The sequence below is a fragment of the uncultured Aliiroseovarius sp. genome, from assembly GCF_947497285.1.
Classification (GTDB): domain Bacteria; phylum Pseudomonadota; class Alphaproteobacteria; order Rhodobacterales; family Rhodobacteraceae; genus Aliiroseovarius.
In genome coordinates this window covers 154,904-166,893 of sequence record NZ_CANMFT010000003.1, presented here as the reverse complement: position 1 = coordinate 166,893, position 11,990 = coordinate 154,904, and the positions used below count along the sequence as shown (strand labels likewise).

The following is an 11,990-nucleotide window of genomic DNA, read 5'->3' as shown; positions in this document are numbered from 1 at the left end:
GTGCCAGCTTGAAACAATCGACAGGATATCAGCGCCGCAAGAAGGGCTTTGAAAGGACATCGAGCCTTCTGTCGACGCGCATCCGAAAAACAAGCGAAACGCGCGGTTTCGCTGTTACGCGCGTCCTGACCCATTGGGCCGAGATTGTCGGCGCGGACACCGCAGCAATCGCAAAACCTGTTGATATCTCTTATGGACGCGGTGGCATGGGGGCCACGTTGACTGTTTTGACGACTGGCGCCCAAGCTCCCATGTTGGAAATGCAAAAGGACAAGCTGCGCGAAAAGGTGAACGCCGTCTATGGATATAACGCCATCGCCCGCGTAAGGATCACGCAGACCGCTCCGACCGGCTTTGCCGAGGGGCAAGCCCAATTTAATCCGGCACCGAAGCGCGAATCAGTAGCCGATGACGCAACCCGCGCCCGCGCAGCAGAGGCAACAGCAGACGTCGCTGATGCAGGCCTGCGCGACGCGCTTCAGACACTGGCACAAAATGTGCTGATGAAGAAAAAGACATCATAGAGGCTGAACCATATCATGACCCGAATTCTTCCTATTTTGCTTGCCGCCGCACTTCTGATCGGTGGCGGCGCGTTTTACATGAGCCAGAACAACGGGTCTGTGCCCGGCGTTAACGTAGCCGAAGCCCAAGACACCGATGCAGCGGTCGAACCCGCAAAGGATATGGTTCTTGGCGACGAAAACGCCCCGATCACAATGATCGAATACGCCTCTTTCACCTGTCCGCACTGCGCCAATTTTCACGAGGACATCTTCAAGAAGCTGAAAGAAAACTATGTGGATACAGGCAAGGTCAAGTTCATCCACCGCGAAGTGTATTTCGATCGCTTTGGTTTGTGGGCAGGCATGATTGCCCGCTGCGGCGGGGATGATCGCTATTTCGGGCTTACCAGCATGATCTATGCCGGCCAGAAGGAATGGATCGCCGATGGGGACCCCAGCCTTATTCTGGACAACCTGCGCAAACTGGGTCGCACAGCTGGCATGACAGATGACCAGATGAACGCCTGCCTTCAGGACGAAGCGATGGCGCAAAGCCTGGTGGCCGCCTACCAGACCAATGCCGCGGCCGACGAGATCAACGCCACACCGTCCTTCGTCATTGACGGGACCAAGTATTCAAACATGTCATACGAAGATTTCGCGGCCCTGATTGATGAAAAGCTGGGCAGCTAGAAGCAAGGGTTAGAGCTTGATTTCAGGCTCTAACCTATCCCAAAGCGGGCCAAGGCGCTGTCAATCTCAGCCCAGTCGTCTACGGAAAGTCGCACCGGAACTGTCAACACCCGGCGCCGGAAGCTATCCGGCAGGCGAACGGCGTCTTTTTCGGTCGTCACGAGCTGCGCGCCAAGTGACGACGCTTCGAATTCCAACCGTTTCATAAGCGGTTCGGTCAATGGCTGGTGGTCCGTCAGCGCCTCTGCACGAAGCAGATTGGCTCCAAGATCACGAATGGTGGCGAAAAATTTTTCCGGGTGGCCAATGCCGGCAAATGCCAGAACATTCAATCCCTGCCAATCCATGCCTGTTTGCAACGGTGTCAGGTGACCCGTGGCATGTGGGCAAGTGATATGCCGCTGCCATTCCGACACAAACCGCGTTTGAGCGTTTTCAGGGCCAATTGACAAAAGAATGTCCGCGCGCTTCAACCCTTCGTCAATGGGTTCGCGCAGGGGTCCGGCCGGTATGCAGCGCGCATTTCCAAAGCCCTTTACCGCATCGACCACCACGATAGAGACACTTTTGGCAACGGCTGGGTTCTGAAACCCGTCATCCATCAGGATGATGTCCGCGCCCGCTTGTTCGGCCGACTTCACGCCTTCCGCGCGATCACGGGCGATCCAGACTGTCGTGAAAGCAGCCATCAAAAGCGGTTCGTCGCCAACCTCGGCTGCGGTATGGTGCCGTTCATCAACTTGCAGCGGGCCTTCAAGAGCGCCCTTGTGACCCCGCGACACCACATGCACTTGATGACCGCGGTCTGACAACCGCTGTGCCAGTGCAATGGTCGTAGGCGTCTTGCCTGTGCCGCCTGCGTTGATGTTGCCGATACAAACAACCGGAACAGTTGCCTGATACCCCGTGCCCTTTGCCAACCGACGCGCGGTTGCGGCCCCATACACCCACCCCAAAGGCGCCAGCGCGCGTGCGCGCCAGTTCGGACGGTCAGGGGGGGTAAACCAGAAACCAGGCGCTCTCATTCGCACACCATTTAAACGCCCGCCTGGTCCAGCAGCGCGACGACGCGGTCACGAACAAGGTCGCTGACTTCGGCACCGCTGGTTGTGATGTCCCACGCCGCCATCGCCATCTTTGCCGCGCAATCAGGCGACAAAAGGCGCTCAACAGCCTGTGTTAGGGTCTTTTGATCCTTGACCATACTTGCCGCGCCAGCCGTTTCCAATCGACGAAACGCCTCGTTGTGACCGTTCTTGAGGGGCCCGAACAGAACGACGGATCCCAACGCGGCGGGTTCGAGGGGGTTCAAACAGGCCTCATCGGCCAAGCTTCCTCCAATGAACGTGATTGGTGCCAGATGCATCCACAGGCCGGTCTCTCCGGCCTGATCTGCTACGAAAACCTGCACATCCGGTGACGGGTCTTCGTCTCGCGACCGGCAGGCGACGCTCCACCCATCGGCCTCAAGGTCTTCAGCCAAGCGTGGACCATCTTCGGGCACGCCGGGTTCGATGATCAGCAATAGACGATGGGACTTTCGGATCAATTGCCGATGCGCCGCGAGGATTTGCGCCACTTCCTTTTCGTGCGTGGCAGCCGCCAACCAAACCGGTCGGGCGGCAAGCTTGGCTGCAAACCGATCCCGTTCGGCCATGTTGCACCCGGGCGGCACAACTTGCATCTGCAACGGCCCAGACATGGTGACATGCGACGAAGCGGCGCCAAGTCGTCTGATTTCCCGTTCAGCTTTGAGGTTTTCCGCCAGAATAGTGTCGAAACCGGTCAGAACCGATTTCATCAGACCGGGCAGCCAACGCCATTGCCCATGCGTTTCGCGGGGCAGGTGAGCGTTGATCCAGATTGCGGGAACTTTCCGTTTGAACAATTCGCTCAGTAACGGCACATCCAATTGACTGTCGACCCACAACGCCACATCAGGCGCCCAATGGTCCAGAAACGCATTGATCGGACCAACGCCGGAATAGGGCGAAAACTGGTGAATCGCGCCGGTGTCATCCGGGAACTCCGCGTCATAGAGCGTTGTGGTTATCAAGACATTCAGGTCCTCGCGACTTGCCTTCAGATGCTGGATCAGGGCCGAAACCTTTTCGATCTCATCCCCCCCTGTAAGGTGCAGCCATACCAAGGGTCCATCCGGCCGCTCTGCCGAAGCGATGCCAAGCCGTTCGGTCCCGCGATCAGGGTGCTCTCGACCGTCTGCGATCCTTCTCTTCAGGCGGCGTTCCAGTCCCGCTGCACCCTGCAAGGTATGCAGGCCACGGAACAGAGATATCCCGAATGGCGACATGACGAATGGCTCTTCCTCTAGGTGCGAACGGTTCAGCCGCTCATATTGTTATGGGCCAAGTCTAGGGCAACTCGTCTGCCGGGGAAAGCGTCAGTCGTGCCAGTCGCCCGCAGCCAGTTCGATTGCGGCCGCGACGATGCGGTCAAAGCTGTGCCTGGCGCGGGTGACGCTATGGCGCGCGCGCAAAAAGCCATGCACAAGACCGGGTTCATTCGTCCAGCGCGCTTTGCCTCCTGCCTGCTCGATCGCGTTGCGATAAGTTCGACCGTCATCCGCCAATGGGTCGCATTCCGCGGTGATCAAAACGGTGGGCGGTAAGTCAGAAAAGTCTTTATCTGCCAAGGGTGTAGCAGTCGGATCATGCGCGGGCGAAGCTCCACCATGGCGCAGCAAAGTGTAATGCTTCAGATCTTCCAACGTCAGCATCGGCGCGTCTTTGTGTGCCAGATACGACCCTTTGGTCATGTCGCCCCCCAAGCCTGGATAAATCAGGATCTGACCCGAAAAATCATGCAGGCCTCGCGTCGCATGCGCAACCGCTGCGGCAAGGTTTCCGCCTGCGCTATCCCCTGCCAGAATATGCATTCCAGGCCATGTTAGGGTCACATATTCAGCGGCTTCCAGCGAATCTTCAAACGCTACAGGGTGGCTGTGCTCAGGGCTCAAGCGATAGTCGACGCTTACGACACGTATGTCAGCGCGGTCACATATTTCGGCGCAAACATCGTCGTGGCTATCCAAACCACCGACGACAAATCCACCGCCATGAAAATAGATCAGGGTGGCGTTGTGCGCGCCGCGCTCGTAGATGCGGATGGGAACTTCACCTGCCAGATCGTCGCGCGCTGTGACGCCTTCGGGGTATCCGGTGAAGAATTCGCGGCACATCCGGTCATAAATCGCGCGCTGCTGATCGATGCCCAAGGCGGCAGCCCCGGGAGGGTAGAAGGCCTCGGTCCGGCGAATGAAGTCCCATGTCTCTGCGTCGATCATCGTCTCGTAGTTCATGGTGGAAAAGCTAGGCCTTTGCGGTTGTTTTGACAATGCAAGGGACGCTTGTGATGGCGACGACCAAACAAGCCGCCTCACTGGCATTAGATCACTCCGCAACTGGACCTACCGAGAGGGCGTAGTGGCTGTTTGGCTCGGCAGACGGACAAAGGAGTTTCAAACCAGCGCTTCATCATGCAGATTTGTCCTCACCGAACCGACCTTGCCACAGGGCCGAAACAGATGAGCAACCCCGAGACCATTCAAATCGACACCTCGCCCAGCGTGTCAGACGAGGTGCGCAAGACGACCTGCTATATGTGTGCGTGCCGGTGCGGGATCAACGTGCATATGAAGGACGGGCAGGTGGCCTATATCGAAGGCAACCGCGATCATCCTGTGAACAAAGGGGTGTTGTGTGGCAAGGGATCCGCCGGGATTATGCAGCACTATGCCCCGTCGCGGCTACGCGCGCCTTTGAAGCGGGTCGGCCCGCGCGGGTCGGGAGAGTTTGAAGAGATCAGTTGGGACGAGGCCTTGGACATGGCCGCAGGATGGCTGGCCCCATTGCGGGAAAACGACCCCAAACGGATGGCGTTTTTCACTGGACGCGATCAAAGCCAAAGCTTCACATCATGGTTCGCGCAAGCCTACGGAACGCCAAACTATGCAGCGCACGGGGGCTTTTGCTCGGTCAATATGGCAGCGGCGGGTATCTATACGATGGGCGGCGCATTTTGGGAGTTTGGACAGCCCGACTGGGATCGCACCAAACTGTTCATGCTTTTTGGCGTGGCCGAGGATCACGACAGCAACCCCATCAAGATCGGTCTTGGCAAGCTGAAAGAACGTGGCGCACGTATCATCGGCGTGAACCCGATCCGGTCGGGATATAACGCGATTGCGGATGACTGGGTGGGCATCACGCCGGGGACAGACGGGCTGTTTATCCTTGCGCTGGTCCACGAATTGCTGCGGGCGGGCAAGGTCGATCTGGCCTATCTGTCGCGCTACACCAACGCGGGTTTTATCGTGAATGAAGAGCCTAACTCGCCTGAAAATGGTCTTTTCTTGCGTGGTCAGACTGGTAAGCCGCAAGTGCTGTGCCGCGACACTGGAAAGCTTGCCGATTTCGACACGCCCGGCGTTATGCCTGATCTGGCAGGAAGCTATCGCCACGCTGGAACCTCGCATCGCCCGGTGTTCCAGCTGCTCGCCGAACGCTATCTGTCGGGCGATTACGCCCCCGAGGCCGTCGCCGAGCAGACGGGCATCACGGCCGACCGTATCCGTTCGATCGCTGCGGAACTGGCGCGAGTCGCGTTCGAGGAAGAAATTGTGCTCGACCAGCCGTGGACAGACTGGAAAGGGCAAAAGCACGACAAGATGATCGGACGGCCGGTCAGCTTCCACGCTATGCGCGGCATCTCGGCGCATTCAAACGGGTTCCAGACCTGCCGCGCGCTGCATATGTTGCAGATCCTTCTCGGCTCTGTCGAAGTTCCGGGGGGATTCCGGTTCAAACCGCCCTATCCGAAACCACCCGAGGCGCACCCAAGGCCGCATGCTGGCGTCACGCCCGGCCAACCACTGGATGGCCCGCATCTGGGATATCCGATGGGGCCGGAGCATCTGCTTTTGGACGACAACGGCAACGCCAAGCGGATCGACAAAGCGTTCACTTGGGAAAACCCGATGTCGGCGCATGGCTTGATGCATATGGTGATCTCGAACGCCCATGCGGGCGACCCCTACAAGATCGACACGCTGTTCATGTATATGGCCAATATGGCGTGGAACTCGTCGATGAACTCGTCTGAAGTCATGGGGATGCTGACCGACACGGATGAGAACGGCGATTATGCCATCCCACACATCATTTATTCCGACGCCTACAGCTCCGAAATGGTGGCCTATGCCGACCTGATCTTGCCCGACACGACCTATCTGGAGCGTCACGATTGCATCAGCCTGCTGGACCGCCCGATTTGCGAGGCGGACGGGGCCGCCGATGCGATCCGCTGGCCGGTGGTTGAACCCGACCGCGATGTGCGTGGGTTCCAGACCGTGTTGATCCAGCTTGGGGCGAAGCTTGGCCTGCCGGGATTCGTGACCGAAGACGGATCGGCAAAATTTGAAGATTATGCCGACTATCTGGTCAACCACGAACGCAGACCCGGTGTAGGACCGCTGGCTGGGTGGCGCGGAAAGGACGGGCAGGGAATGGGCAGGGGAGAGCCTAATCCGGCCCAAATCGACCGATACATCGAAAATGGTGGTTTCTGGGTCGATCACATTTCCGACGAGGCGCGGTTTTATAAACCGTGGAACAAGGCCTATCAGGAATGGGCAGTGGACCGTGGCATCTTCGACGCTGAAGCGCCCTATGTGTTCAACCTTTATGTCGAGCCGATGCGTAAATTCCAACTGGCCGCTGAAGGCCACGGCGACATCCAGCCGCCCGAACATCTGCGTGCGCGTATTCAAAAGACGATGGACCCGCTGCCGATCTGGTATCCGCCATTTGAGGATACGAATGTCGACCCCGATGAATATCCGATCCACGCCCTAACCCAACGACCGATGCATATGTATCATTCCTGGGGCTCGCAGAACGCGTGGCTTCGGCAGATCACGGGCAAGAATTTCCTCTATCTACCGACCGATCTTTGGCAGCAGCACGGGTTCAAAGATGGCGACTATGCGCACGTCACCTCAGCCCATGGATCAATCACAGTGCCCGTCGCCCATCACGCGGCGCTGAACCCAATGACGGTCTGGACATGGAATGCCATCGGCAAGCGTAAAGGCACTTGGGCGTTGGATAACGACGCGCCGGAAGCGACGGAAGGGTTTCTTCTGAACCACCTGATTCATGAGCTTCAGCCACCGAAAGGCGACGGGCTAAGATGGGCGAATTCGGACCCCGTAACCGGACAGGCCGCGTGGTTCGATTTGCGCGTAAAGATTGTCAAAGCAGACCCTAAACCGGCCGAAAGTCAGCCTTCACACCCACCGATCAAGTCACCAGTCGACAAAGCCCCGCACGTCGTGAAAAGGAAGATCTGATGACCTCACTTCCTGAAAAGACCGACAAAAAGCTAGGGCTGGTCATTGATCTGGATACCTGCGTGGGGTGCCAAGGTTGCGTGACTGCGTGCAAGGGTTGGAACACGCAGAACTATGGCGCGCCGCTGTCCGACACCGACCCATACGGCGCGGACCCGGGCGGCACTTTTTTGAACCGGGTGTTTTCCTATGAAGCACAGACCGAGGGCCGCCCCGCGCAGACCGTCCACATGCCGCGGTCCTGCCTGCATTGTGACGACGCGCCCTGCGTAACCGTTTGCCCGACTGGCGCCAGTTATAAACGTTCCGAAGACGGAATCGTTTTGGTCAACGAAGATCGCTGCATCGGTTGCGGACTATGCGCCTGGGCCTGCCCCTTTGGCGCGCGCGAGATGGATCGCGATGCCGGTATCATGAAGAAATGCACGCTGTGCGTCGATCGCATCTACAACGAGAACCTGCCGGAAGAGGATCGCGTGCCCGCCTGCGTGCGCACCTGTCCCTCTGGCGCGCGGCATTTCGGGGATCTTGGCGACCCGGACAGCGATGTTTCAAAACTGGTGGCGGATCGTGGTGGATACGACCTGATGCCAGACCTTGGCACCAAGCCCGTGAACAAATACTTGCCACCGCGCGCCAAGGATACGCTGAACACCCAACCGCTTGAGGTAGTCGCGGACGAGCCGCAGGGGTTCCTTGGCTGGCTTGATAAAGCGCTCGAAAAGCTCTGACGGAGGAAACGGATGCATCCCGCACCCAGTGTTATCATTTTCACCACGCTGTCAGGGCTTGGGTTTGGCCTGTTCTTTTGGCTGGGGCTGGGCGTGCCGGATGTCAGCGGTGGGACCGCGTTCGCGTTTTTCACGATTGCCTATGCGCTGTCTTGTGCCGGGCTGCTGGCCTCGACCTTTCATCTGGGCAATAAGAAGAACGCGATCTATGCGCTCAGCCAATGGCGCACAAGCTGGCTGAGCCGTGAAGGGATTGCGGCGATCCTGACCTTGTTCCTATTCGCGCTGGTTGCTGTGCCGCGCATCTTTCTTGGGGCAGAAATGGCGATTTCCGGTGTATTAGGATCTATTTTTGCGCTTCTGACCGTTTTCACAACCTCGATGATATACGCGCAACTGAAAACCATTCGGCGCTGGCACCAGCCGCTTACGCCCGTCATGTTTCTGCTGCACGCCTTAGGCGGCGGTGCGCTATTGGCGGGTGAGGCGAAGATCGCCGGTTGGTTACTGCTGGCGCTGACCCTTGTCCTGCTCGCCATGTGGCGGATCGGCGACCAACGCGCCGCCGCGCGGGGAACAACAGGGGACGCCACCGGGCTTGCCCATCTGGGTGAGGTGCGGATGCTGGAGAGCGGCCACACCGCGCGCAACTACGTGGTGGACGAGATGGTCTATCGCGTTGGCCGCAAACACGCCGCGAAACTGCGTATGATTGCGCTGGGTCTGGCGGGCGCATTGCCCGCAGCCATATTGCTTCTAACGCCGCCCGGTCACATCACCGCCTTTCTGGCGCTTGCCCTGCATCTGACAGGCGTCGTCACTGGCCGCTGGCTGTTTTTCGCCGAAGCCGAACATGTCGTGGGCCTGTATCACGGCAAATGATCCCTTCTTATTGAACCCGGCCCCCTCTGCGCCTATCAGGGGGGAAACGGATTATGAGGGCACACATGGCCAACCATCTTTACAAGCGCGACCTTCCCGATGGGCTGAACCTTGGTCCGGTCGTCGCCATTGACTGCGAAACGATGGGCCTGAACCCGCATCGCGACAGGCTGTGTGTGGTGCAAATGTCGTCGGGCGATGGGGATGCGCATCTGGTGCAGGTCGAAAAAGGCCAGACCAGCGCGCCAAACCTTGAACGGATGCTGGCGGACCCGGATGTGCTGAAGCTGTTCCACTTTGGTCGGTTCGATATCGCGGCGCTTCTGAACGCGTTTGGCGTGGTCACGGCCCCTGTCTATTGCACCAAGATCGCGTCGAAACTGATCCGCACCTATACCGACCGGCACGGGCTGAAAAACCTGCTTGAACAACTGCTGAAGATCGACATTTCAAAGCAACAACAGATGAGCGATTGGGGCGCGGAAGAGCTGACCGCCGCCCAGTTGGACTATGCCGCGTCGGATGTCCTCTATCTGCACCGGTTGCGCGACGAACTGAACCAGCGGCTCGACCGCGAAGGCCGCACCGAGATGGCGCAAGCCTGTTTCGATTTCCTGCCGATGCGCGCGCAATTGGATTTGGCGGGCTGGCCTGAGATCGACATCTTCTCTCACTAGCTTACGCGACGCATCGCGCAAGGCGCGGACCTGTCCTTGGATTGTTCTGACGGGTGCCTAGATATGTAAGCAGAACGACACACAAACCGAGGACACATGGCCAGACCCAACAATCGCTATTCCCGCTTGGTTTCCTGGCTGAAAGTTCTTCTGCCGGTGACCGCGCTTGCGTTGTTGTCCACGATGTTTCTGATCTCAAAATCCATCGACCCAACCAGGTCTTTGACCTATGCACGCATCAACCTTGAAGAACTGACTGGCGAACAGCGCATTTCCGGGCCCCGCTTTTCCAGCGTCACCGAAGACGGGGCAGCCATCACTTTCTCCGCGGAAAGTGCCGTGCCCGAAATGGGAACCAACAACCGGTTCACGGCCAAGACCTTGGCGGCGCGGATCGAAACGCCAGACGGCGCGGCAGTGGATATCGACGCGGCGCTGGCGGTGATTGATGGCGGCACCAAAACGGTCGATCTGTCCGGAGGTGTGACATTGGTCACCTCGACCGACTACCGCATCCAGTCGGACGGGTTAACAACGGCGCTGGATGCCACCCATGTCGAAACCACAGGCTCTGTCACAGCTGATGGCCCAATGGGGCACTTGACGGCTGGACATGCCGAAATCACACGAAGTGACGCCGAAGAAGGTGCCTATCTTCTTGTTTTCAAAGGTGGGGTAAAACTGATATACCAACCCAAGACAGAGGGGGAAGAAAAGTGATCAAGCGCGCACATCTGGCTGCCCTTTTGTTGGTGTTGAGCTTTCCGATTATGGCACACGCCCAAGCGCAAATCGCGTTCGGCGGGCTGAAGCATGACAGCTCCCTTCCGGTTGAGATTGCGGCCGACCAACTGAATGTCGATCAGGCAGACGGATCGGCCACGTTTGTTGGCAACGTTCAGATCAGCCAAGGCAGCATGCGCTTGTCTGCGGGCAAGGTTCGTGTCGAATACGAAACCGGCAGCGACACCACGGGAGAGATCTCGCGCCTGCTGGCGACAGAGGGCGTAACGCTCGTGAACGGTGCCGAAGCGGCGCAGTCTAGCGAAGCGATCTATACCATTTCCACCGGAACGATCGTGATGACCGGCGATGTGATCCTAACGCAGGGCCAAAACGCCCTGTCGTCCGACAAGCTAAGCGTGGACCTGCGGGCCGGCACGGGGACGATGGATGGCCGCGTAAAGTCGATCATTCAAACAGGTGGGAACTGATGAGCGACGCGCCAGAGCTGACAGTCGAAGATGGTGAGGCCGGGCTACGCATCATTGGGCTGCGGAAAAGCTATCGCAAGAAGCCCGTTATTCAGGACGTCACACTTGACTTGCATCGCGGCGAGGTCGTGGCGTTGCTGGGCCCCAACGGTTGCGGCAAGACGACAACCTTTTATGCCATCGCTGGCCTGATCACGCCTGAAGCTGGGCAGGTGTTGATTGACGGGCGTGATGTGACGCTGTTGCCCATGTATCGTCGCGCGAGGTTTGGCATCGGGTATCTTCCGCAAGAAATGTCCATTTTTCGTGGCCTGTCCGTCGAAGACAACATCCTTGCGATCCTCGAAATCTCGACCCCTGACCGCCACAAGCGACGCGAGCGGCTGGAAGAGTTGCTGAGCGAGTTTTCGATCAGCCACCTGCGCCGCGCACCCGCCCTTGCCCTGTCCGGCGGCGAACGCAGGCGCGTGGAAATTGCGCGGCTGCTGGCCTCGGACCCGAAATACCTTTTGCTCGATGAGCCTTTCGCGGGCGTCGACCCGATCGCCGTCGGAGAGATTCGCACTCTGGTTCACGAGTTGAAAGACAGGGGCATCGGCGTGCTGATTACCGACCACAATGTGCGCGAAACGCTTGAGATTGTGGACCGCGCCTATATCCTTCACGATGGCCATGTTTTGATGAGCGGGACGACCGACGAAGTCATCCGCGACGAGAATGTCCGACGCGTCTATCTTGGGCAGAATTTCTCGATCAAATGATGGAATTGCACGCGCTTGTGGTTGACAACCCCCCTCGACTCGTCGCCAAATGAAGGTGATGCATGAACACTTTAACCTTCGTTTGTGTCGTCCCGAACATGGGGCATACACCAAGGAACACCCAGAAGGATTTGGGCGGACAGGGTTCTGCAACTC

12 protein-coding genes are annotated in these 11,990 nt (G+C 58.4%); 9 read left to right on the top strand and 3 right to left on the bottom strand.

Annotated elements, in window-relative coordinates; all coding sequences use genetic code 11:
• The first annotated feature begins 8 nt into the window (after window positions 1–8).
• Window positions 9–524 carry a DUF721 domain-containing protein gene (locus tag Q0864_RS06380; protein ID WP_298566963.1) on the top strand — a complete coding sequence of 172 codons (516 nt, stop codon included), beginning with the start codon at window positions 9–11 and terminating at the stop codon, window positions 522–524.
• A gap of 15 nt (window positions 525–539) precedes the next feature.
• A complete protein-coding gene (locus tag Q0864_RS06375) occupies window positions 540–1,199 on the top strand; it encodes a DsbA family protein (protein WP_298566962.1) in 660 nt (219 codons plus the stop codon).
• Window positions 1,200–1,228: 29 nt separating this feature from the next.
• On the opposite strand, the gene lpxK is transcribed toward Q0864_RS06375, so the two are convergent.
• The 3 genes from lpxK to Q0864_RS06360 form a co-directional block, all read right to left on the bottom strand.
• Window positions 1,229–2,224, bottom strand: coding sequence for a tetraacyldisaccharide 4'-kinase (lpxK, locus tag Q0864_RS06370; RefSeq protein ID WP_298566961.1), 996 nt, complete (start codon window positions 2,222–2,224; stop codon window positions 1,229–1,231).
• An 11-nt stretch (window positions 2,225–2,235) separates the two neighbouring features.
• Window positions 2,236–3,510 carry a glycosyltransferase N-terminal domain-containing protein gene (locus Q0864_RS06365; protein WP_298566960.1) on the bottom strand — a complete coding sequence of 425 codons (1,275 nt, stop codon included), beginning with the start codon at window positions 3,508–3,510 and terminating at the stop codon, window positions 2,236–2,238.
• A gap of 90 nt (window positions 3,511–3,600) precedes the next feature.
• Complete coding sequence (locus Q0864_RS06360; RefSeq protein WP_298566959.1) at window positions 3,601–4,518, bottom strand: alpha/beta hydrolase; 918 nt, start codon at window positions 4,516–4,518, stop codon at window positions 3,601–3,603.
• 225 nt (window positions 4,519–4,743) lie between these two features.
• Between Q0864_RS06360 and Q0864_RS06355 the strand changes: the two genes are divergently transcribed.
• From Q0864_RS06355 to lptB, 7 genes are all read left to right on the top strand, one after another.
• Window positions 4,744–7,569 (top strand): molybdopterin oxidoreductase family protein, encoded by a 2,826-nt coding sequence (locus Q0864_RS06355; RefSeq protein WP_298566958.1) that lies wholly within the window; start codon window positions 4,744–4,746, stop codon window positions 7,567–7,569.
• Window positions 7,569–8,300, top strand: a complete 732-nt coding sequence (locus tag Q0864_RS06350) for a 4Fe-4S dicluster domain-containing protein (protein WP_298566957.1) — start codon at window positions 7,569–7,571, stop codon at window positions 8,298–8,300. Before Q0864_RS06355 ends, Q0864_RS06350 begins: the two co-directional genes overlap by 1 nt.
• 12 nt (window positions 8,301–8,312) lie before the next feature.
• On the top strand, window positions 8,313–9,182 hold the full coding sequence (locus Q0864_RS06345) for a DmsC/YnfH family molybdoenzyme membrane anchor subunit (protein WP_298566955.1): 870 nt from the start codon (window positions 8,313–8,315) through the stop codon (window positions 9,180–9,182).
• A gap of 65 nt (window positions 9,183–9,247) precedes the next feature.
• Window positions 9,248–9,859: a ribonuclease D gene (locus tag Q0864_RS06340; protein WP_298566954.1), complete on the top strand. Its 612-nt coding sequence runs from the start codon at window positions 9,248–9,250 to the stop codon at window positions 9,857–9,859.
• Between the two features lie 96 nt (window positions 9,860–9,955).
• A complete protein-coding gene (gene lptC / locus Q0864_RS06335) occupies window positions 9,956–10,579 on the top strand; it encodes an LPS export ABC transporter periplasmic protein LptC (protein ID WP_298566953.1) in 624 nt (207 codons plus the stop codon).
• Between the two features lie 50 nt (window positions 10,580–10,629).
• Window positions 10,630–11,073 carry an LptA/OstA family protein gene (locus tag Q0864_RS06330; RefSeq protein ID WP_298567571.1) on the top strand — a complete coding sequence of 148 codons (444 nt, stop codon included), beginning with the start codon at window positions 10,630–10,632 and terminating at the stop codon, window positions 11,071–11,073.
• Window positions 11,073–11,834 carry an LPS export ABC transporter ATP-binding protein gene (gene lptB, locus Q0864_RS06325; protein WP_298566952.1) on the top strand — a complete coding sequence of 254 codons (762 nt, stop codon included), beginning with the start codon at window positions 11,073–11,075 and terminating at the stop codon, window positions 11,832–11,834. The genes Q0864_RS06330 and lptB overlap by 1 nt, the downstream gene beginning before the upstream one ends.
• The last annotated feature ends 156 nt before the right edge of the window (window positions 11,835–11,990 follow it).